This is a genomic window from Brevundimonas sp. PAMC22021 (genome assembly GCF_019443405.1).
In the GTDB taxonomy this organism is placed as follows: Bacteria; Pseudomonadota; Alphaproteobacteria; order Caulobacterales; family Caulobacteraceae; genus Brevundimonas.
This window is the reverse complement of record NZ_CP080376.1, coordinates 38640-59623: the sequence shown is the minus strand read 5'-3', so window position 1 is coordinate 59623 and position 20984 is coordinate 38640. Positions and strand designations below refer to the sequence as shown.

Here is a 20984-nt window from a genome sequence, read left to right as displayed (position 1 = left end):
AAGGTCGCTTCGAAAGGTCCACACGCGCCAGACGTGGAGTCGAGACCTTGGCCCTGGAGGCGGCGCGCTCCTCGGTTGCGACACCCTGCCCTGACCGCCCCCATCAACGGCCCGCAGTAGCCGCGGCTTGGGCCGCCTCGCCAGACGAGGAGCGCTTGCTCCACAGGTCTATATCCGCTTCGCGACCAATCAGAGCCAGTCCCGAGGCTATGGACTCGAACTCGCCTCCGGTCTCGACCCGGGCAGGATCGAAACGCCGATGAAAGATCTCGCGGACCGCGGGGACAAAGGAGGTGCCGCCCGTCAGGAAAACGCGGTCGATCTGGCTGGGCTCCAAGCCTGACCGTCGGATCGCCTCGTCCACGGCGGTCTGGATGGCGGCGAGCTCCGGAGCGATCCAGGCCTCGAATTCGGACCGCTTGACCGACCGCTCGATACGGACCGAGCCCGCGACAAAGGAGAAGCTCGCAACCTCGTCGCGCGACAGATCGAACTTCAGTCGGGAGACCGCCTGGTAGAGGGCATGGCCATGATTGTCGTCGAGAACCTCGATCAGCCGCTCGATCTTGTCCGGCTCCAGCGCGCTCCGGGAAAGCGCCCACTGTACGATGCGGCTCTTCGCCCTGAGCGGACATCTGCCCAGGGTCGCAGACTGGTCTTTCGTGCTAGCCTCGCTGCAGCACCTGGCGACGATTGAGAAGAAGTACGGCCGACCGATCTCTCATTGGCAATAGATCATCCGCGCCGAATACAATGCCAAGCACATGGAACTAGTGACACTTCTCAAGAACGACCAAGACCTAGGCCATGGTCACCGCTAGCGCCTTGGTGGCGCACACTACGGCGAGTGACGGCCTGAAGTAGCAGCCGTCGGCTCTGGTGAGGAAGGACGCATAAGCGCCAGAGAGGTCATTGCCACACCCTCCAAGGAGTGGACGCTAGATCGTTTTCTCCCGCGTAGAGAGACACCGCCTACTCTGAGTTCAGGTCGGACTACACACCGCGTCGCGCTATCTGGTTTCGATCCAGCCCGCTTGGCGCAGGCGGGCCACACTCGCTCGAGACACCGGCGCTTCCAAACCGCCTCTGAGTCGAAGGCGAAGGTTGCGCCCATCCTTGATCACTCCGGTCACGGCGTCACGCGCGACCCACCATGATCGATGCACCTGAAGGCCATCGATGTCGCCCAGTTCGGCAAGGGCCTGGCTCAGCGACATCAGCACCAGCACCGAGCCCCCGCCCGTGTGCAGGCGGACGTAATGATCCTCCATCGACAGACACAGAAGGTCGCTGCCGAGGCGCAGGGGCAGATGTCGCAGGATGCGCGGATCACCGGACCCTGATTTGTCGAGTCGTGGCTCAGGCCGCTCGGTGCTGCGAGCGACGACAGCGTGCAGCGTCAAGTAGACCAGGCACATCAGCAGTGTCTGACCATACCAGTCCGCCACGCTCACACGATCGCCGATCCCCGCCCAGAAGGCCACCGCGACCAGGCGGGTGAACGCGGCTAAGGGCAAGGCGATCGCCAGAACCACGGCCGGCGCCCAAGCCCAGATCGGAACGCCGGCCTTTCGGGCGCGCGGCGTCACGATCCGGATCGTCAGGCCCACAGCCAGGCCGCAGGACAGGAAGACGATCACCCAGTAGGCGACCCTGATGATAAGGACGTCATTGAGGAAACTGCCGAACGGGCCGATCGCGCCGAGCAGGGCGCCGGTCGCCAGACAGGCTGCCAGTTCGATCGCCCATTGTCTTGCCTTGGCTGACGCGTCGGTCATCGAATCCCCTTTTGACCTGACGATACAGCTCCAGCGGTCGCCCTAACCAGTGGCCGGGCTGCGAACCCGTTCGCCCAGTCACGAAGGCGCCCTGGCGGAAGCCCCGTTGATCGCGGATTGGGCCGTATCCCCGATCACTGGTCTACGCCCATGTCTCTTCTTCGCGCCTTTATCGCTCCAATCGCCGCCCTGACCCTAGCCGCTGCCTCAGGTTCGCCCGACACCGTCCTTGCGCAGGAGGCGGACCAGATCTTCCGTTTCGCCGAACCGGCAGGCGGAGAGATCGAAGTCGCCGTCTGGCTGCCGGACGGCACAGAGTTCGCGGGACCGAGGCCGCTGATCGTGATCTCTCACGGCAACGGCGGCCATTCCCAAGGACACCACGACACCGCAAAGGCGCTGGCGGCGGCCGGCTTTGTGGTCGCCGCCCTGACCCACCCCGGCGATAATTGGCGCGATGACAGCCGTCAGACCCAGCTGACGGATCGGGCGGGCCACATCAGCCTGCTGATCGACCACATGACCAAACATTGGTCGGGACCCATGGGCGTCGATTCAGCACGCATCGGCGCATTCGGGTATTCGGCGGGCGGCTTCACGGTCACCGCGCTTGTCGGTGGCGTCAGCGATCTCGCCTTGGTCCGTCGCCACTGCGAACAGGAGCCGGAAGTTTTCGCCTGTCAGCTGATCAGGCGATCGCCCATCGATCCGACGACCTGGAAGGCCGTCGGTCATGATCCTCGCATCAGGGCGGCCGTCATTGCCGCGCCGGGCCTTGGCCTTGCCTTCACTGACGAGAGCCTCGCCAGAGTGACTATTCCGGTGCAGCTGTGGCAGGCCGACGGCGACATGGTGCTGCCGGCGCCCTTCAACGTCGAACCGATCCGCGACCGCCTAGGCCGAGCGGCGGAATATCATCGGGTCGCCGGCGCCGGACATTTTGACTTCCTGCCGCCCTGCTCCGAGGCGCTTAGGGTGGCGATCCCAGTTCTTTGTGAATCCCATCCCAGCTTCGATCGGACCGCGTTTCACCTGGAGTTCAATCAAGAGGTGGTGCGGTTCTTCCGCGACGCTGTCTGACGCTGGAGGAGTCAGGGAAGCGCCAGGGACGGACCTTGGAGCCTGTGCCGAAAGCAGCCGCTGCGCTGTTCGGGCCTCATGAACCCAAGCATTCGCCAAACCGTTCGGATGAGGTCAATTGCCTCGTCGAAATCTGGAGTTGCGCGATGGAAGCCACCCACGACTTCCTGACGACTGCGGACCGACCCGTGGGTTCATGTCAAGGGGCGGTGCTCATCTGGAAGCGCTTTTCATAGACCCTGACGACCACGGGAAAGGCGTCGGGAATGCGTTGCTTCAAAGCGCGATTAGCGAACACCAAGTAAGCACGACAGACGTGAACGAAGCGAATTTTCAGGCTCTCCGATTTTACACACTGATGGGTTTCCAGGTTGTCGGGCGGTCCGACCTCAACGGCCAAGATCGAGCGTATCCTCTTCTGCACCTCCGCCGCTGAGACCGTAGAGCGTCAGAACCGGACACCTCGCCACAGACAAGCTTCCGACATTCACGGTAAGCGTCTTCGATGGCCTACCGAATCGCGCTTTTCGACTTCGATGGAGTTCTCGCTGACAGCGCAGCCTGGTTCGCCGATCAGCTTCCTGAACTCGCTCGGCGACACAGGTTTCGCGCTCCAGACGCCGCCGAGATTGAGCGGCTTCGCAAACTTCCGACTCGAGAGGTCGTAAAGGCTCTGGGCGTGTCGCCACTCCGCCTGCCCGGGATCGCGGCGGGTCTGCGCAACCGCATGGCTTCGGACGCAGACCAGATCCAGCTCTTCGACGGCGTGCGCCCGATGCTGCAGCGATTGCAAGATCGGGGCACTCGCATAGCCATCGTCAGCTCAAACGGTGAGCCCAACGTTCGAGCGGTTTTAGGAGCGAGCGCATCGCTCGTGTCAGCATTCAGCTGCGGCGCCTCCCTTTTCGGCAAAGGCCACCGCTTCACTTCACTTCTCAGGAAACTGGAAATCGAGCCGGCCCGAGCGTGCGCCGTCGGCGATGAAGTCAGGGACATCGATGCGGCGCACAGGGCCGGGATTGCATCGGTGGCTGTGTCCTGGGGCTACGGCGCCGCGGAAACCCTGTCTGGCGCCCTGCCGGATTCTGTCGCTACAACGCCCGCCGAAGTCGGCGACCTTCTTCTCGCTTAGGGGCTCTGCGCCAGGATCAGACACTGGTGAACCGCCGACCGGTTCACATTGCGGCCTAGATTCCCCACGCAACTAAAGCGCGATGGCAGGCCTAGGCGTCGGAGCTTTGGAGGACGCTCTAACCGGCGGTCGCGTTCGTGACGCGCGGCCCGCGCGGGTTGCGACCAAACCCTTCCTCACAGGTGGCGCGACCAAACGCTTCGGACACCATCATCTGCCGGTCCGCGACCAACCCGGCCAGGCCGCCGCTGTCGCGAACAACGGTTGAGACCGGAAATCGCCCAACAACAGCGTTGTTGCGATTTGGATCGACGAACTCGACGGTGCCGGACAGTCGATGTTCGCCGCCGCCGTTGAGAAGCCTGGCCAGGCGACCGTCACGGTCAAGATGATCAAGATGGATGCGAACATCAACGGGCGCAGTTCCCCACATGCAGCGCTGCAACTCATCGCCCACCTCGTCGACGAAAGTGTCTTCGAAGTCGTCTTCAGCACGTAGCCAGTCGCTCGACATGTAGATGTTTCTGACTTGGGCCGTCTCTTGCAAGCCGGGCAGGACCGCCATTGGCGGTCCACCGGCCACAACGGGGGCGCAAGCGGCGGCGACGAGCGTGGCGGTCATCGTGATCAGGGCAGTCGACAGGGCGCGCATCGCAATCTCCTTCAGACCGCACCTAATCGATCAGAGTTCTCCCACCAGTGAATTCCTCGTAATCCCGCCTCACGCGTTGAAGCACGTTTCGCGGTGGCTCGCGGCCGTGACGCTATGAAGGACGCGCCGCTTGGCGCCCCTGCAGCCGGCGCCGATGAGATGCTCGACGGCAGGAAGGGATGAGGAAGCCGGCAAGACGCCCCGGGAATTAAACCGCTCGGCGCGCGCGCGTGCGTCATCACCCTTCTACTAGGCGCCGGCTTGCTCGACGCCCCTGATTGATTTGGCTCCCTGCTGAGAGCCCAGCAATCGCAGTCAGACCGCTGCTACGCCCCAGGAGCGGAAACTGGCCTCCTAGCGAGAAGCGAGCATTCGTCCGGTGTCATGGCGACGCCAAGGAGCAGGTCCTCGTGCTCTGCCGGATCGTACATTGCGGAGGGCGTATCTGATCGAGCCCGGGAGCAGCCGCCGGGCTGAGCTCATGGAGACTGTCTGAGATCGCTACAGCGGGACGCCAGTTGCGCTACACGCGGATCGCGGCCTAGCTAGCGGTGTGATCCTTGCCGTTGCAGCTCGCGCAAGGATGGCCGACCACGTCCGCGATAGGCGCTCATGACTGACCCATCAACCTCGCAGCATCTCTCCTTCTCGATCGACCGCAGCCTGCTCAAGGGAGCCGCGATCGCACTGTCGGCCGGCGGGATGCTCGCCTTCACTGGTGCTTTCGGCATGACGGGTGCAGGGTTTGGTCAGCGTCTGATCTACTGGCTGCCGCTGATGCTCGCCGGTGCGGTCTGGGGTCACGTCTGCTCGCGGCAGCTGGAGCGCTGGATTGATCTTGACCGTCAGCCTTGGCTCGCCGCATTCGCCCTGACCCTCGCCATCGGCTTGCCCCTGACTGTGGTTGTTTGGGCCTACACCGTCTTCTGGTTCGAGCAGGGCAGGCATCCGGCGATCGCTCGCCTAGTGCATTTCATTTCACCAGTTCTGGTGGTGACAGCCGTCGTGAGCGTCCTCAACGTCTTCCTTCAGCGGCAGCCGGTCCAGACCCACGCCGCCCCAGCCGGCGCCTCCAATGCTCGGTTCCCCGATCGTCTGCCCCCTAAGCTGAAAGGCGCCGCCATCCACGCCGTCGAGAGCGAAGATCATTATCTACGCATCCACACAGATCGCGGATCCGACCTCATTCTGATGCGCCTGTCTGACGCCCTGGCCGAGCTCGAGGGTCTCGAAGGCGCCCAGACCCATCGCGGCTGGTGGGTCGCCCGCGGCGCCGTCCGCGATGTCAAACGCGGTGACGGCCGCGCAACCCTGACCCTTGCGGGCGGCGTTGAGGCTCCGGTCAGCCGCAGGTACGCGCGCGCGCTCAGGGACGCTGGCTGGTACTGAGGATTACACCGCCCAAGCCCCATGGAAACCCGCCGGAAGAGCGATGTCGGCCCGCCAGCTGACCACAGGTCCATCCGCAACCCTCCCGGCCTCGAACACGTGCAGTTCGGTCGCGCCCTCCGCCAGATTAATCGACGGCGCGACCAGCCAGGCGTCCAGTTCTCCCGATCGGCCGGGCTTCGGGACCCAGACGGCCTCTTCCATGATCTGGCTCTCGCCGAACGAGAAGCCGTCGGAGCGACCGGTCTTCCAGTCCTGAACCGCCAAACCGGTGGGCAACGGCCGCCCGCCGGTCTCACCCGCCACATGGGAGGTGAAGCGGCGCGTTAGACCGGCGACGCGCGGGTTGGCCTTCGGAAACTCCGCCGTCACACCTGAGGACACCATCTCCGCCCGTCCGTCCGCGTGCAGGGTCACCAAGGACAACGCCGCCGGCTCTGCCGGAACCGTCCCATGCTGCTGAACAAGAACGCGAGCCCCGTCCAAGGCGAACCGCACGTCCTTGCCCGCCGCGACATCGAACCGGATCGTTCCATCCGCATCTTCCCAGGCGTCGCCCAGATGGAAGTAGCTGAAGGCCGGCAGGTCGTAGATCCGCGTCCGGCTCAGGTCCGCCTTGTCGATCGCCATCACCTGCGTGCCCATCTCGGGCTTCCAGGCGAAGCGGTTCATGAACGGCATCGTGTCGCGCTCGAACACCCAGGGCTGCAGCACGATCACCAGATGTCGCGACGACGCCGTGAAGTCGTGCATGTAGCTGGCGCGCGGCAGGCGTATGACCTCGGCCGAGCGCAATCCGCCGTTGGCGTTCAGTCGCCACACCACCATACGGTCTCCGGCCAGACCGATGTTCCAGATCGTGCCGTCCGGATCAAAGCGGGGGTGGGCCTGAAACGGCATGCCTTTTAGATCGTCCCGCAGTGTGACGATGTTTCGTGTGCTCAGGTCCCCCGCGCCCATCGCCAGGGGCGAACCGCCTTCCCACAAGGCCCAGACCGTTTCCCCCAGCGGCAGGACCGCGGTGTTGGCCGCGTTCGCATCGTCCGGCGAGGCGATTTCCGCCCGGCTGTCTCCCACCGTGCCGAACCCAGGCGTCACCACTGCGCCCAACTCGCTCTCGTGACGTCGTTTGGCCGTGTCCGCGAAACGAGCCTCGATCGTCGCCTGCCCGTCCCTCAAGCGGAAGGCCCGCATCAGGCCGTCGCCATCGAACCAGTGCGTCGCGCTTCCGCCCGGCCGTCGAAACTTGCCTGGTCCGTTGCGGAACAGCACGCCCTCCAGCGCCGCCGGTGCGCGGCCATGGACACGACGCATCGCTTGGCGCGTGACATCCGCCTCGAGATCGGCCGTCGCCGGGGCCCAGTCGGCGAGACCGTGGCGGTCCGCGACCTGCATCGCCGCCATGGCGCGCACGGTCTCAGGGGTAATCACGGCAGCCGACAAAGCGGCGGCGCTGGTTAGGAAACTGCGGCGTGAAGCAAGCATACGGCGTTTCTTCTGCGATGTGACATCAGTGAATGCGGACGGTCTGGACGGTGTCGCCCGCCAGATCGAAGCTGGCGCGCTCCCAGCTGGCCGGCCCCATGTTGCCCACCGCGTTGTTCGAGAAGGCGAAGGGTTCGACGGGCATGCCAAACGGATTGGTGTCCATCCGCCCATTGCCGTTGACATCGTGGAAAGCCTTGAAAGCGTAGCGACCGGTCGGCAGACCCTCGAACGCCGCGTCGCTCTCGCCCGCTGCCACGTCGAGCTTGGCGTTGGCGACCGGCGCACCGTTGCTGAACGCATTCTCGTTGTCGAACAGGGCGATCATAACCGACCCAGTCGACGCCCCTGTCTCAAACGTGATCTTCAGGTGCGAGGCGGCGGCCTCTTGAGCCAGAACGGGCATGGTGACCAGGGTTAGTGCGGCGGCGATGGAAGCGATGCGGATCATCTTGGCGTCCTCGGGAGGGAGAAGCCCGACGGTCAGGCTCCGATCACCTGACGATGTCGGCCGCTTCTTCGTCTCGCCACATCGACTGCGTTGCCGCCCTTGTTTGGTTCGCCAGTAACCGTGACCACCGTTCGCGAAGCGTGAATGGACACTCACCTCAGCGGCAGTGGAGGTGGCGCGGTTGTTCGCGACGAATTCCCGCTTTCCGACTACACTTTCAATGCGGATGGAGGTGGTGGAACGGCGCTGACAGCAATCGAGTTTGCGTCGCCTACGCGTCAACAGCGAACACTGGTTGTTTGCCGGTAAACGGATATTCGGCGCATCGAACTCGGTGCAGCTCGGACCCGTTTGTGGATGGTCAGGCAAACGGTCAGTGTGCCTGCCTGTCGCGTTTGTCAGGTCCTTGCCTCGCCTTCTGAGTTGGCGTTCCTCGCCTGCTGGCGCGGCCTTACCTCACGACGCAACTGCGCCCCTAACGCTCCCCGAGACAGCGGCAACAACCGATCACCCCCCGAAAGGTATTTCACTCAGTCAGTACATGGTTCCGGTTCTGAGCATGATCCGGTAGGGTAGCCAACTTTTCCACTGGCACGGCTCGTCGCCGCAATCCCATCCAAAGCGAGTCCGAGATTAGATGACTGGCACGGCCGCAGCACTTGCTCCTGTCTCGGCCGCCTTCCTCGGCGCAAGTACGGATTGCGGGGATCTGATCGCATCCAGAGATTGGTCCGCAACCGCGCTCGGACCGATCGCTCACTGGCCGCAGTGTCTGAAGACGGCGACTGCTCTCCTGCTCCGTTCCCCCGTACCGATCGTCATGCTTTGGAGCGAGAAGGGAGTGATGCTCTACAACGACGCCTACTCTCATTTCGCTGGTGGACGCCATCCGGACCTACTCGGCAGCGAGGTGCGACAGGGTTGGCCCGAGATTGCAGACTTCAACGACAACGTCATGGCAGTCGGCCTGGCTGGCGGCGCGCTCCACTACCGCGACCAAGAACTCACGCTGCTCCGGCACGGCCGGCCTGAGCAGGTCTGGTTGGACCTGGATTATTCGCCCGTTCTCGATGAGGCCGGCAATCCGGCAGGCGTCATATGCATTCTGGGCGAGACGACCCAGCGCGTGGAGGCCGAGCGCCACGCCGCGTTCCTGTATGCGCTATCGGACGAGCTGCGTGCGCTCGACGACCCGTCCGCCCTATTGATGCTCGCCGCCAAGGCCCTGGGTTCAGAATTGGGAGCGAGCCGCGTCTTCTACGCGACCATCTCAACGGCAGGCTGGATGACCGTGGAGCAGGATCACGCCGATGGCGTGGCTTCCATCGTGGGCGTACACTCCCTGGAGTCCTTCGGGCCAGACCTGCTCCGGGCCTACCGCGCGGGTGCGCCGGTCGTGGTCCGCGACGTCCAGTCTGACGAGCGGCTTAGCGGGGGCGCCCGGACAGGCCTGCAGGCGCGCGAGGTCTGCGCATTCATCGACGTCGTTCTGTTCCAGGAGGAGCAGTGGGTGGGCCTGTTGGCCGTGCAGAGCTGCACGCCGCGTGATTGGACACCCGCGGAGGAAACACTCGCCCAAGCCGTTGGAGAACGCCTGAAGGCCGCGATCGAGAGGGCGCGAGCTGAGCGAACACTGCGGGAGCTGAAAGACACCCTCGAAAAGCGGGTGGCCGAGGCGACGTCCGAACTGCTCCTGCACCAGAACATCGTGCAGTCGAACCCTGGGCCCATCGTGGCTTTCGATCACGACCTGCGGATCACTGCCTTCAACCCGCCCCATGCGCAGAAGTTCTTCGAGACGCAGGGCGCGCCGTCTTACATCGGTCAGCGCTTTCCGGATTACTTCATTCCGGAAGAGCAACCGCAGATCACGGAACTGATGCAGCGAGCGCTCGCGGGTGAGACCTTCACAACGCGCGTTCAGTTCGGCGATCCCGCGCGCACAAAGCTGCATTGGGACCTCACGCACGGCCCCGTGCGTGATGCAGATGGGGTAATCGTCGGCGGATTTCACCACGCGATCGAGGTCACCGCGCATGTCGAAGCGGAGCGGCTGCTGGCGGAATCGCAAGAGGCGCTGCGCCATTCGCAGAAGATGGAGGCGATGGGTCAGCTAACCGGCGGCGTGGCTCACGACTTCAACAACCTGCTCACGCCGATTGTCGGATCGCTGGACATGCTGCAGCGGAAGGGCGTCGGCGGCGATCGCGAGCAGCGGCTGATCGAAGGGGCCCTCCAGTCCGCTGATCGCGCTAAAACCCTGGTGCAACGCCTTCTGGCTTTCGCGCGTCGCCAACCGCTGCAGGCCCAGGCCGTGGATGTCGCGGCGCTCTTGGCCGGCATGGAAGATCTCGTCGCCAGCACGTCAGGTCCCACCATTCAGCTGGAGTTCGACCTGGACGCCGACCTGCCGCGTGCCTTCGCTGACGCCAACCAGGTCGAGATGGCGATCCTGAACCTGGCCGTGAACGCGCGCGACGCCATGCCGGATGGCGGGCGCCTCACAATCTCGGCGGCTGCGGAACGGATAGGCGAGGAGCAACCCGGTCCGCTGGCTCCGGGCCGCTACGTGCGTCTCTCCGTCGCCGACACGGGCGTAGGCATGGATGATGAAACGCTGAAGCGTGCTGTTGAGCCGTTCTTCAGCACCAAGGGGATCGGCAAGGGCACTGGGCTGGGCCTCTCCATGGTGCATGGCCTGGCGGCGCAGCTCGGCGGGGCGCTTGTCGTATTGAGCACTCCCGGGCTCGGCACGAAGGTCGAGCTGTGGCTGCCCACAACGGAGACTGTCGCTGATGCGCTTGAATCGGCCGAGCCCTTCCAAGGGCCGGCGCGATCAGGCACGGCGCTCGTGGTTGACGACGAGGACCTCGTGCGCAGCTCTACAGCCGACATGCTTGCGGACCTTGGCTATGCTGTGGTCGAGGCCCACAACGCCGAGGAAGCGTGGCGTCTGTTGGAAGGTGGTCTCATGCCCGACCTGCTCGTCACGGACCACCTGATGCCGGGCCTGAGCGGCGCGGATCTCGTGCGCCAAGTCGTGGCGACCCGCCCGCTCCAAGCCTTGATAATATCCGGCTACGCTGAAGTGGACGGCATTGCGCCCGACCTGCCGCGCCTCTTGAAGCCCTTTCGGCAAATAGAACTCGCGCAGGCAATTGCCGCGCTGACCTTGATTCCGAGCGGCCTGAGCGTCGCCACCGAGGCCCTCAAACGAGTCCGAGAGACATCGGGAAGCGCTAGCGACTAGAGGTCAGCTTCGCGCCAGGATCGGTCATTCACTGAGTGCCGGAAACACAACAGTCAGCGTGCTGCTCGAAAGTCAGCTTTCCGGACGCTAGCATAAGACGGTTCCCGACCCTTAGCCGACGTCTGCGAGAGACCATCGGCGGCTGCGTTGCACAACACACGCTATGATCTACAACAGAGCGTACCATCGCCGTTGATGGGGAAGCGCCCTCGAAGGAACATTCGTGTCCAGTGCTAACCCAAGGGCCTTAGATTTCCTGACTGGTGGCGGCGAAGTGGGCTCCCTGTTGCGCGCCCACGACTGGTCGGGCTCTCCACTTGGTCGGCCTGAGACGTGGCCGCAGGCCCTGCGTTCCGCGCTGTCGACGTGCCTCAACTCCAAAGCGGTTACCGCGATTTACTGGGGTCCGCAGTTCCGGCTCCTTTACAACGACGCCTACCGGCCCTTCCTCGACGCGCGTCACCCGTGGGCTCTAGGGCGAACAATGGCTGAGATCTGGCCGACGATGTGGCAGGCGCTTACGGCGTCGGCACAGCAGGTGCTTGATACTGGCGAAGGCGTGGTCGCCGAAAACGAGCGCCTCATGATGGAGCGCGGCTCCGGTCTCGTAGAGAGCTTCTGGTACTATAGCTTCGCGCCGATCCGGGGCGAGACTGGTCAAGTCGAGGGCATCTTCCTCACTGCGCTCGACACCACAGATAGGACGGCTGCCGAACACCGACTGTCAGACGAGCGCGAGCTGCTGATGAGCCTCGTCGAAACGACCGACGTGATGATCATGGCGGCGTCTCTCGATTACGCCATCCTCGCTCTCAACAAGGCTAACGCCGACGAGTTCGAGCGGATCTACGGCGTGCGGCCTAAGGTCGGCGACAACATGTTGGAGCTGCTCGCTAACCAGCCCGAACATCAGGCGCAGGTGCGCGCGGGCTGGGGTCGTGGACTGGCAGGCGAGGAGGTCACGTTTATTGAAGACTATGGCGATCTTGGCCGCACCCGCCCGTACTACGAAGTGAAGTTCCGTCCCTTGAGGAACGCGAGTGGGGATTTGACGGGTACCTACCAATTCGTGACAGACGTAACGCAGCGGCTGCGGGAACAGGCGCAGCTCGCCGAGGCTCAGGAAGCGCTCCGCCAAAGCCAAAAGATGGAGGCGATGGGCAGCCTCACGGGCGGGGTCGCGCATGACTTCAACAACCTACTCACGCCAATTATTGGCTCGCTGGATATGCTCGTGCGTCGCGAGGTCGGCAGCGAACGCGAGCGGCGCTTGATCGATGGCGCGCTGCAATCGGCCGAGCGAGCAAAGACGTTGGTCCAGCGACTGCTTGCGTTTGCTCGCCGCCAGCCCTTGCAGCCGACCGCCGTCGATGTCGCAGCTCTGATCGACGGAATGGCTGGTCTGATTGGATCAACCCTTGGGCCAAGCATTCAAATCCGGCTTGACGTCGGTGCGGACCTGCCGCCAGCCAAGGCCGACCGCAACCAGCTCGAGATGGCGCTCTTGAACCTGGCTGTGAATGCGCGCGACGCCATGCCGGAAGGGGGCGTTCTTACTGTTTCGGCGCGATGCGAGACCATTCGCCGTGGACACAGGACCAATCTGCCGCCGGGTCGGTACGTCCGCGTTTCCGTCATAGACACCGGCGCTGGCATGGACGAGGCGACTCTCCAGCGGGCCATTGAGCCCTTCTTCTCGACCAAGGGCATCGGCAAGGGCACCGGCCTGGGTCTCTCAATGGTGCACGGCCTCGCAGCTCAGCTCGGTGGCGGAATGCTAATCGAGAGCGCACCCGGAGACGGCGCTAGGGTCGAGCTCTTCCTACCCATCAGTGATGCTGTCGTCCTCCACAATGAGGAGCCCGCCGCAACGGCGCCGGTAGATCGGGTCGCGCGCGGCACGGCGCTCCTAGTGGACGATGAAGATCTGGTGCGCATGAGCACCGCGGACATGTTGATTGACCTCGGATTCGAGGTGGTAGAAGCGGCTTCGGCTGAGCAGGCGCTGCACTTGATGTCGACCGGCATGGCTCCTGACGTATTGATCACCGACCACCTGATGCCAGGCATGAACGGTACGGACCTTGCACAGGAGGCGCGCCGCCTCAGACCTGCCCTGCGAGTGTTGATCATATCCGGCTATGCCGAGGCCGAAGGTCTGGCTGCAGACCTGCCGCGGCTCACGAAGCCTTTCCGGAACTCAGAACTCGCCACCAGCCTATTGAGCCTCGTGGCGACGTCCTAGTACGGCTTCGGTGAGGGTAGCCTCGCTTGAGCGCAGCGCCACGCTGACGTCGGGTTCCCACCCTTAGCCGCAGTTCGCCTCACGACCCGTTGCAGACATTCCCCTGAGATCCACCCGGCACAGGTCCCTTAGCGGCGACGCAGGCGCTGGTCATATGGCGCAGTCTCAAGGACGTAAGGGCGCCACCCATCCAGCTGTCAGATTGTTAACTTGCTCGAAGCTGAGCCGGGTGGCTCAGAATAGACCATGCGCATCCCGACTATCCTCCTCTCACTCGCTTTAGCTGTGGCTCCCGCCTGTGCTTGGGCGGTCGATTCCATTCACGTCGAAGCACGACTCCATGACACGACAGCCGCCTTTGCGCGTAACCGAAGCTTCAACGGCGTCGTCCTCGTCGCGAATGCACAGGGAGTGGTCCTGAACGAAGCCTATGGCGAGTCGTCACTGGAGCTTGATACCCCGCTCCAGCGACAGGACGTCTTCCGGGTAGGATCTCTGACCAAGCCTCTGACTGCCGTCCTGGTCCTGTCGCTCGTGAAGGACGGCCTGCTCAGTCTGGACGGAACTCTGGGCGAATATCTGCCGGACCTCTACGCTGGGACGCCCGCGGCATCCGTAACCGTCCAGCAGCTACTTTCACACACGTCCGGCATCAAAGATTTGCCAGCCAACTACAATGATCCCTTCTGGCGCGTGTCTGCGCGACAGAGTTTCACGCCGGATGTCTTCGCCAAGACCTGGATTCCTCCCGAGATCATCGACCCTCTAGGGAAGTGGCGCTACAACAACAACGGCTTCTACCTTCTCGGGTTAATCGTCGAGAAGGTCACGCGGCAGCCGTACACTGAAGCGCTGACGCAGCGGGTGCTGATCCCAGCGGGCATGACGCACAGCGGCGTCTTCGACGGATCGACCGTGGTGCCTCGGCTCGTCAATGGCTACACGCGATCAGACGCAGGCGGAATGATCCGCCCGATAATCGTTGATCCTACAGTAAGCTACGCCGCCGCGGCGGCCTACTCTAACGCGGACGATTTGCTCGCCTTCAGCCGCGCACTCAACGGAGACCAGTTGCTGCCCCAAACCCTTAGGTCGCAAATGTTCACCGATCGCGGCAACGGCTACGGACTGGGCTGGGGCATTGAAGAATGGTCCGCCTCAGGCGGCGCGAAGATGAGCGTGCAAACCCACACCGGCAGCATCCCGGGTTACCAGACAATCTTTGTTCGTGCCGATGATGGGACCGTCGTCGTTGTCATGAGCAACTTTTGGCAGGGCATCACCTCACTCGAGCTCGCGCGAGCCCTATTCTCGGTCGTCCATGGCGAGCAAACGATTGTCCCAAAGCGTCTTTTGGCTGACCTGATTACGCCTCTCGCGGCACGCAATGACCTGACTGGCATGCAGGCGGCCTATGAAATATCGGTCGCCGCCGGCCCCGATGCCTACGATCTCAGTGAGAGTGCGCTGAACAGTTTAGGCTACAGCTTGCTGAGGAAAGGGTTCAGGGATCCTGCAGTCCTAGTCTTCGAATGGAATGCCACATCCCATCCGCAGTCGTCGAACGTTCATGACAGCCTTGGCGAAGCCTATCTCGCCGTCGGACGACAGCAGGACGCCAAGCACAGTTATGAAGCAGCGCTTCGACTGGACCCCGACAGCCAGAGCGCGAGAACCGCGCTTGCGTCAATCGGAACCACGAACATCAAGTAAACCCCAAAGCTAATGTCCGCTTTCCACCCATAGCGGACATTGCCAGAGGTCGCCCCAGCGGCCAGTTTGCTGCATCTGCACATTTGTCATCAGGACCCGGCAACGGGTGGCTACCCTGGGCGCCGATCCCTCGGGAAACAGGAACGAGGCACCGCCGCGCGCGAGCCGTTCCAACCGACAGACTGGATCCCGTGTCCCTCATCGCTTCCGCGCGCCAGCAGTGGCTCGCTAACCCACGCCGTGACCTGCTGGCCGCCACCGTCGTCGCCTTGGTCTTGATCCCGGAGGCCATCGCCTATTCCAACATCGCCGGGGTCGATCCAGCGGTCGGCCTCTACGCCAGCTTCATCATTGCGATGACCATAGCCTTTGTCGGCGGCCGCCCCGCGATGATCTCGGCCGCCAGCGGGGCGACGGCGTTGCTGATGGTCCGGCGGAACACCTGCGGGACATGTCAGCCGAGCGCGCGCATCTGCTCTAGCCGCTTGGCGGCGGTAAGCTCCAGGGAGACGGAGCCGAACCTCAAGCACTTTGACCAGACCACTTCCGAGATTGTGGATGTTGTGGATGACGGCGGAACCGGCTCAGCAGGCCGGGCGCTTGGCGCTGATGCGCAAGTGGATCGACGCGCTCTCAGAGCGACTTTGCGACGCCTACACCGCGCGCCTGCGGGAAGGCCTACGGCGGCAGCGGTACAGCCGCGAAGGTCGGTTGACAGAACAACGCTCGCGTTTAACCTACCGGTAACCACGCCGGGGGCGTCATGCGCTCGGCCGGGGGGCTGTTCAGGAGGGCGTTATGCCGACTGCCATTGCCCGCCGCCTTCGCCGCCATAAGGGCGAGCGTGCGTTACGGGTGTGGGGCCTTGCCGGGCTTGTAGGTCTCGCAGGCTGGGTTGCGGCGCTGTTCTGATCAGGCAGCTACCTGCCCGAAGAGACTCGTCTAGCTATCTACAAGGGGGAGGCGACATGATCGGTGCGGCGGCAGCGACAGCGATCCTGCTGGCGTCGTCGGGCTTGTATGGGCCTTCCGACGATTTCGACCCTAAATCACCGCATTGGACGACGTCGAGGGCAGGTTGCCGTTCGCCGTTCTGGAAGTCTGGCGGCCTTCAAGGATGCGCTCCGAAACCTTGGGCTTGTACACCGGCCCGCTCCGTCAGATGACCGTCAGGCGGACCACTGCAGCTGGCGGCCGAAGCAACACGATCTCATGGGTGTCCACTGCATCCTGCCCAGGCGCTGTGAGCATCCTCCACGAACTCGAAGACCTGCCGGTACCCATGAGCGACGTGCCGCACTACGGGCGATCCATCGACAATTCGGAAGACGTCGTACTCGATGGAGCGCGCTTCAAGCTCTGGGCGCAGAGACCGGTATGGACCCGCAGCACCGTCTATGGCGTGGAGGTCGAGAGCAACCTCGGAACGCCTCTTGCCCAGTGGGCTGAGCGGCTGGAACGGGCGTTGGAGCCGTGCTGGACCGAATCTGAACCAAGGCCTTTGAGCCGGTAGCATTGTAGCTGTCTACACGGAGAGGGAAGGGTCATGTCGCCGCAGAAGACCGTCTTTGAGACGTTCAGCGCCATGGCTCGACAGAAGCGACGGCGCCTTCGCAGGATGAAGCGTGAGGGCATGCCTGACGGGCTGCTGTGGGAATATGCGCGGCGAACTCAATCAGCCCGGCGGATGGCGAGGAGCGCACGTGCGGAGCTGTGGCGCTTCCGTCTAACGCAGCTACGGTCGCTATTCAGCCGCCGCACTCTCGATTGAACGCATGAACTACGCGCGACTGGCTTAGGGGGAAACTCATGTGGATACGGGTCGGGATATGGTCAGCAATCATCGCCGGTGTCGGTCTGCTTGGTGCAGCGGCCTGGGTGCTGCTGCAGCCCGCTGTAGCCGATGACAATCTCCAGCTTCGAGACGTGCTCGCTTCTGAACAGTCAGGGCGATGGGCGGTACTGGGCGTTCTCGGTGCGCTGCTCGGGAACGTCCTCCTCTTCCTCAACCTTCGGATCGCGGCCCAGGCCACAGACGCGGCGAGAGTCGCTGCCGATGCGGCCTTGGAGGCGGTCAATCACGCGCGAGAGACGTCAGCTCTAGAACTGCGGCCATACGTGGAGAACACCCATGTGCATTTCACACGCTGGGTCGTCGACGGCAGGATTGACAATGTCACACTACGTTTGACTTGGCGTAACGTGGGAAAGACGCCAGCTAAGAACTTTAGAACATTCATCGGCTGGGCGGCCAAGCCGCAGGATTTCGATTGGTCCACCTTCGACTTCCCTGAGCGGGCGAACTGGACCGTAGTCGGCGGACAGATCGGGCCGGAGTATGAAGTCTTCAGCAACACCCACTTCAACATTCCCGTGGAGGAGTTTCGTCGCGTAAACGCGGGCGAAAGTAGCCTGATCTTCTGGGCGTCCATGGAGTACGATGGTGTGGATCCCACAGTCAGGCACCGGACAGAGACGTCAGGCCGTCTCTTCGCAGAGGGCGACCCAGATGTTGAAGGCACACCGTACAACAGCCGATTCCTCGGACTCCACCATGGTTTCGATGCCGATTGCATGTACAGGCCAAGCAGTCCGCCGGGATCTCGCAGCCCGTTGCGTTCAGCTCCTCTCCAATCGGCAGTGGACCCGATATCCTAAGACTGGATAGCTTCCGGCATCAGGAAAGTCGCTGACTGCTGCCTGGCTCACGTCCAGACGAGAGACCCTCAGAAGGCCCGGCGAATGAGCGCCGCCACCACCACGATCATCCTCCTCATGCAGCAGCAGGAGGAGGTGAAGAAGCACCTCAGGGAGGCTGGGGCGCCGCTGTCCAAGAGGCTGGCCAGCTACGCCGTGAGGGAGCTGTCAAAGCGCAAGGCAATTGTTGAGGCTCAGCCGGGGCTCTGGTACCTGGACGAGGCACGCAACCGAGCGTCCCAGAAGGCGCAGTTCAAAGCCGGCGCCGCAGTGATTGTCGGGCTGGTGGTCGTCATCGCGGCGGTGATCGCCGTGGCGGTGGCGGTGGGGATGAACCTATAGCTTCCCTTAGATAGTGAGGGTGGGCCCCGGCCGTGAGACCGGGGCTGGAACTTCAAGCGGCGGTGTCCGGCTTTAGGTTCTCATTTGCCGGAGGAGGCGTCCGGCCCCTCCGATCATTGCGATCCATCTCCATGCCACGTCGTAGATTACGAACGGATCGCCGCGTTGCGATACGGCAGGCCTCGCCACCATCTGCACCTTCCTCGTCGATGCGTTCGCGCGCCAAGGTCTCACCCGAGGCCACGAAAGCCAGCTCATCCGCTGAGAGATTGTCCCGCAGACTGGCGCTCTTTGAGAGGCCCTTGCTGCTTTTCAGAGCAGCGGCGCGCTTGTCGAACAGGCCTAGGTAGAGCGTATCTGGGCAAGCGGCATAATCTCGCCCGTCCATCACCCCATGTGCCTGAAGGCAGTGAGCGTACTTCCCGCGCTGTACGCGGTTGAGAGCCCGAAAGCCCACCCACTCGTTGGCTTCCGGTGAGGCTCTTTCGAGTACATCGTCCGCCAATGTCGCGTCTACGGCGAGGTAACGGAGGAAGAAGACTTCTTTGACCTCGATCGCTAGCTCGGGGCTCAGATGATGCTCGCCCTCGCCGCCTCCGCCCTGCTGCTCGGCGCATGCGACCCGATCGACACCTCCGCCCTTCGGGAGGTGGAGGAGACGGTGGCCAGCACGAGGCGGACGGTCGAGCTGGCGAACCAACATGGCGCCCAGATCCAGCAGGCGGTCCAGGATCCCGCTGGTGCGCTTCGCTCCATCGCTGGCGCCCAGCTGGCGCGGACGCCGACCGACCAGCCCGGCGTGTTCGTGCTGACCGATCTCGCGACCGGGTGTCAGTTCCTGGCGACCTACGCCGACGACGGGCGGACGGTCAGCTCTATCGCCCCACGAACGCAGGTAGGCGCGAACGGCGCGGCGGTGCAGCGGTGCGTGGGTGTGGCGGATGGCGCGACCGAGGACGGCTGACCCGGTCGCGAGCTTTGCCGCGTGCTGAAGAACTGCCGACCAGACGGACGAGGAAGGTCGCTTCGAAAGGTCCACACGCGCCAGACGTGGAGTCGAGACCTTGGCCCTGGAGGCGGCGCGCTCCTCGGTTGCGACACCCTGCCCTGACCGCCCCCATCAACGGCCCGCAGTAGCCGCGGCTTGGGCCGCCTCGCCAGACGAGGAGCGCTTGCTCCACAGGTCTATATCCGCTTCGCGACCAATCAGAGCCAGTCCCGAGGCTATGGACTCGAACTCGCCTCCGGTCTCGACCCGGGCAGGATCGAAACGCCGATGAAAGATCTCGCGGACCGCGGGGACAAAGGAGGTGCCGCCCGTCAGGAAAACGCGGTCGATCTGGCTGGGCTCCAAGCCTGACCGTCGGATCGCCTCGTCCACGGCGGTCTGGATGGCGGCGAGCTCCGGAGCGATCCAGGCCTCGAATTCGGACCGCTTGACCGACCGCTCGATACGGACCGAGCCCGCGACAAAGGAGAAGCTCGCAACCTCGTCGCGCGACAGATCGAACTTCAGTCGGGAGACCGCCTGGTAGAGGGCATGGCCATGATTGTCGTCGAGAACCTCGATCAGCCGCTCGATCTTGTCCGGCTCCAGCGCACTCCGGGCGAGCGCCCGGATGTCGCGCATGTCGCGGGAATTCCGCAGCAGGGCGAGTTGATCCCACCGGGCGAAGGCGGCGTAGTAGCGTTGAGGTATGGGCAGGACCCTGTCGAAGCTGCGATGGTCGCCGCCCTTGCCCAACTGCGGCGAGACCACCTGGTCGATGATCCGGTAGTCGAACGCGTCTCCCGCCACGCCGACCCCGGAACGGGCCAGCGGCGTCGATTTCAATCCTTCGGAAGACGGCTCGAACCGAACCACGGAGAAGTCGCTCGTGCCCCCGCCGAAGTCGGCCACCAACACCGTCGCGGCTGTCTTCAGGGTTCGAGCGAAGAAGAAGGCCGCGCCAACCGGCTCATAGGCATAGCGGATGTCGTTGAAGCCCAGCCGGCGGAAGGCGGCCTCATAACGGCTAAGCGCCAGGTCAGGATCAGGGGAACCGCCGGCGAAGGTTACCGGACGGCCAACAATGACGCGCGGCGGCAGAGCGTCCATCGCTGCCCCGGCATGATGGCGGAGCCTGAGGAGGAAGGCCGAGAGCAGATCCTCGAACTTGTAGCGCCTGTTGTCGATCACCGTTTCCGTAAAGGCGGCGCTGGCGGCGAAGGTCTTGAAGGACTGGATGAAGCGGGTCTCCAGCGGATCCTCGGCATAGGCCTCGATAGCCCATGGACCGGCTTGCACCACACGCTCGGGTGTCCGGCCGTCCTCACCTGGATGGAGCTGGAAACTCAGAGCGGAGCGGAAGGCGGCGAGCTCCCCTTCGGGCGCGGCGAGGCGCAGCACCTCGACTTCGCCGTCTGGTCCGGTCACGGCGATCACGGTGTTCGTGGTGCCGAAGTCGATGCCGATCGTGGTCGCGGAGGATGAGGAGGTCATGACCAGGATGCGCGTCGCATATGGCGAGGCTCTTGCCCAGAAGTACGACGAGCGCCTCCCGAATGTGCGAGGCGATGTGGCGGACATCCGGACTGCGCCTGTTGAAGGGCGGCGACACGTCGGCGGTTAATGAAGGCGCGGTAAGGCTTCCAGCGAAACGGCTTTTCCGCCGGCGCGCCTGATGCCAGCCGGACCTGTCTCAACTCACGACGGCGCGCTCGGCAGGATGTCATCACGGGCTTTGCGCCAGGAGTAGTCATTGCCGTTTGGTCTGGAACATGGACACTC

At 63.7% G+C, this 20984-nt stretch carries 15 protein-coding genes, 2 pseudogenes and 1 other annotated feature; of the genes and pseudogenes, 11 read left to right on the top strand and 6 right to left on the bottom strand.

What is annotated here, in order from left to right:
• Positions 1 to 103: 103 nt before the first annotated feature.
• Positions 104 to 598: pseudogene (locus KY493_RS00240) on the bottom strand (Hsp70 family protein); the annotation flags it as partial.
• 412 nt (positions 599 to 1010) lie between these two features.
• Positions 1011 to 1778, bottom strand: coding sequence for a LytTR family DNA-binding domain-containing protein (locus KY493_RS00235; protein ID WP_219897024.1), 768 nt, complete (start codon positions 1776 to 1778; stop codon positions 1011 to 1013).
• Positions 1779 to 1928: 150 nt separating this feature from the next.
• On the opposite strand from KY493_RS00235, the gene KY493_RS00230 reads away from it, so the two are divergent.
• The 3 genes from KY493_RS00230 (at position 1929) to KY493_RS00220 (ending at position 3990) form a co-directional block, all read left to right on the top strand.
• Positions 1929 to 2858 carry a dienelactone hydrolase gene (locus KY493_RS00230; RefSeq protein ID WP_219897023.1) on the top strand — a complete coding sequence of 310 codons (930 nt, stop codon included), beginning with the start codon at positions 1929 to 1931 and terminating at the stop codon, positions 2856 to 2858.
• Between the two features lie 196 nt (positions 2859 to 3054).
• Positions 3055 to 3294, top strand: coding sequence for a GNAT family N-acetyltransferase (locus tag KY493_RS00225; RefSeq protein ID WP_255568151.1), 240 nt, complete (start codon positions 3055 to 3057; stop codon positions 3292 to 3294).
• Between the two features lie 69 nt (positions 3295 to 3363).
• A complete protein-coding gene (locus tag KY493_RS00220) occupies positions 3364 to 3990 on the top strand; it encodes an HAD hydrolase-like protein (RefSeq protein ID WP_219897022.1) in 627 nt (208 codons plus the stop codon).
• A 118-nt stretch (positions 3991 to 4108) separates the two neighbouring features.
• On the opposite strand, the gene KY493_RS00215 is transcribed toward KY493_RS00220, so the two are convergent.
• Positions 4109 to 4642: a hypothetical protein gene (locus KY493_RS00215; RefSeq protein ID WP_219897021.1), complete on the bottom strand. Its 534-nt coding sequence runs from the start codon at positions 4640 to 4642 to the stop codon at positions 4109 to 4111.
• A 612-nt stretch (positions 4643 to 5254) separates the two neighbouring features.
• Between KY493_RS00215 and KY493_RS00210 the strand changes: the two genes are divergently transcribed.
• A complete protein-coding gene (locus KY493_RS00210; protein ID WP_219897020.1) occupies positions 5255 to 6031 on the top strand; it encodes a LytTR family DNA-binding domain-containing protein in 777 nt (258 codons plus the stop codon).
• 3 nt (positions 6032 to 6034) lie between these two features.
• Here the strand turns inward: KY493_RS00210 and KY493_RS00205 are convergent, their stop codons facing one another.
• Both KY493_RS00205 and KY493_RS00200 read right to left on the bottom strand, forming a co-directional pair.
• On the bottom strand, positions 6035 to 7516 hold the full coding sequence (locus KY493_RS00205; protein WP_219897019.1) for a carotenoid oxygenase family protein: 1482 nt from the start codon (positions 7514 to 7516) through the stop codon (positions 6035 to 6037).
• A gap of 25 nt (positions 7517 to 7541) precedes the next feature.
• The gene (locus KY493_RS00200; protein WP_219897018.1) at positions 7542 to 7967 is read right to left on the bottom strand and encodes a DUF2141 domain-containing protein; all 426 of its coding nucleotides are present in this window, start codon (positions 7965 to 7967) and stop codon (positions 7542 to 7544) included.
• Positions 7968 to 8604: 637 nt separating this feature from the next.
• On the opposite strand from KY493_RS00200, the gene KY493_RS00195 reads away from it, so the two are divergent.
• The 7 genes and pseudogenes from KY493_RS00195 to KY493_RS00165 all read left to right on the top strand — a co-directional run bounded on the left by KY493_RS00195 (position 8605) and on the right by KY493_RS00165 (position 19178).
• The gene (locus KY493_RS00195) at positions 8605 to 11217 is read left to right on the top strand and encodes a PAS domain-containing protein (protein WP_219897017.1); all 2613 of its coding nucleotides are present in this window, start codon (positions 8605 to 8607) and stop codon (positions 11215 to 11217) included.
• Between the two features lie 223 nt (positions 11218 to 11440).
• Complete coding sequence (locus tag KY493_RS00190; protein WP_219897016.1) at positions 11441 to 13462, top strand: PAS domain-containing sensor histidine kinase; 2022 nt, start codon at positions 11441 to 11443, stop codon at positions 13460 to 13462.
• 246 nt (positions 13463 to 13708) lie between these two features.
• The gene (locus KY493_RS00185) at positions 13709 to 15175 is read left to right on the top strand and encodes a serine hydrolase (protein WP_219897015.1); all 1467 of its coding nucleotides are present in this window, start codon (positions 13709 to 13711) and stop codon (positions 15173 to 15175) included.
• A gap of 89 nt (positions 15176 to 15264) precedes the next feature.
• Positions 15265 to 15315: a sequence feature (sul1 is cis-regulatory element that is thought to sense ions involved in sulfur or methionine metabolism; They are found in Alphaproteobacteria), on the top strand.
• A gap of 51 nt (positions 15316 to 15366) precedes the next feature.
• Positions 15367 to 15606: pseudogene (locus tag KY493_RS00180) on the top strand (SulP family inorganic anion transporter); the annotation flags it as partial.
• 1378 nt (positions 15607 to 16984) lie between these two features.
• Positions 16985 to 17833 (top strand): hypothetical protein, encoded by an 849-nt coding sequence (locus KY493_RS00175; protein ID WP_219897014.1) that lies wholly within the window; start codon positions 16985 to 16987, stop codon positions 17831 to 17833.
• A gap of 84 nt (positions 17834 to 17917) precedes the next feature.
• A complete protein-coding gene (locus KY493_RS00170) occupies positions 17918 to 18214 on the top strand; it encodes a hypothetical protein (protein ID WP_219897013.1) in 297 nt (98 codons plus the stop codon).
• Between the two features lie 574 nt (positions 18215 to 18788).
• Positions 18789 to 19178, top strand: coding sequence for a hypothetical protein (locus KY493_RS00165; RefSeq protein ID WP_219897012.1), 390 nt, complete (start codon positions 18789 to 18791; stop codon positions 19176 to 19178).
• 156 nt (positions 19179 to 19334) lie between these two features.
• On the opposite strand, the gene KY493_RS00160 is transcribed toward KY493_RS00165, so the two are convergent.
• Positions 19335 to 20696 (bottom strand): Hsp70 family protein, encoded by a 1362-nt coding sequence (locus KY493_RS00160; RefSeq protein ID WP_219897011.1) that lies wholly within the window; start codon positions 20694 to 20696, stop codon positions 19335 to 19337.
• Positions 20697 to 20984 lie beyond the last annotated feature (288 nt).

Excerpts from the sequence above, each read along its gene's own strand:
- KY493_RS00235 (WP_219897024.1), bottom strand. The coding sequence starts at position 1,778 with ATGACCGACGCGTCAGCCAAGGCAAGACAATGGGCGATCGAACTGGCA.
- KY493_RS00230 (WP_219897023.1), top strand. The coding sequence starts at position 1,929 with ATGTCTCTTCTTCGCGCCTTTATCGCTCCAATCGCCGCCCTGACCCTA.
- KY493_RS00225 (WP_255568151.1), top strand. The coding sequence starts at position 3,055 with ATGTCAAGGGGCGGTGCTCATCTGGAAGCGCTTTTCATAGACCCTGAC.
- KY493_RS00220 (WP_219897022.1), top strand. The coding sequence starts at position 3,364 with ATGGCCTACCGAATCGCGCTTTTCGACTTCGATGGAGTTCTCGCTGAC.
- KY493_RS00215 (WP_219897021.1), bottom strand. The coding sequence starts at position 4,642 with ATGCGCGCCCTGTCGACTGCCCTGATCACGATGACCGCCACGCTCGTC.
- KY493_RS00210 (WP_219897020.1), top strand. The coding sequence starts at position 5,255 with ATGACTGACCCATCAACCTCGCAGCATCTCTCCTTCTCGATCGACCGC.
- KY493_RS00205 (WP_219897019.1), bottom strand. The coding sequence starts at position 7,516 with ATGCTTGCTTCACGCCGCAGTTTCCTAACCAGCGCCGCCGCTTTGTCG.
- KY493_RS00200 (WP_219897018.1), bottom strand. The coding sequence starts at position 7,967 with ATGATCCGCATCGCTTCCATCGCCGCCGCACTAACCCTGGTCACCATG.
- KY493_RS00195 (WP_219897017.1), top strand. The coding sequence starts at position 8,605 with ATGACTGGCACGGCCGCAGCACTTGCTCCTGTCTCGGCCGCCTTCCTC.
- KY493_RS00185 (WP_219897015.1), top strand. The coding sequence starts at position 13,709 with ATGCGCATCCCGACTATCCTCCTCTCACTCGCTTTAGCTGTGGCTCCC.
- KY493_RS00175 (WP_219897014.1), top strand. The coding sequence starts at position 16,985 with ATGTGGATACGGGTCGGGATATGGTCAGCAATCATCGCCGGTGTCGGT.
- KY493_RS00170 (WP_219897013.1), top strand. The coding sequence starts at position 17,918 with ATGAGCGCCGCCACCACCACGATCATCCTCCTCATGCAGCAGCAGGAG.
- KY493_RS00165 (WP_219897012.1), top strand. The coding sequence starts at position 18,789 with ATGATGCTCGCCCTCGCCGCCTCCGCCCTGCTGCTCGGCGCATGCGAC.
- KY493_RS00160 (WP_219897011.1), bottom strand. The coding sequence starts at position 20,696 with ATGACCTCCTCATCCTCCGCGACCACGATCGGCATCGACTTCGGCACC.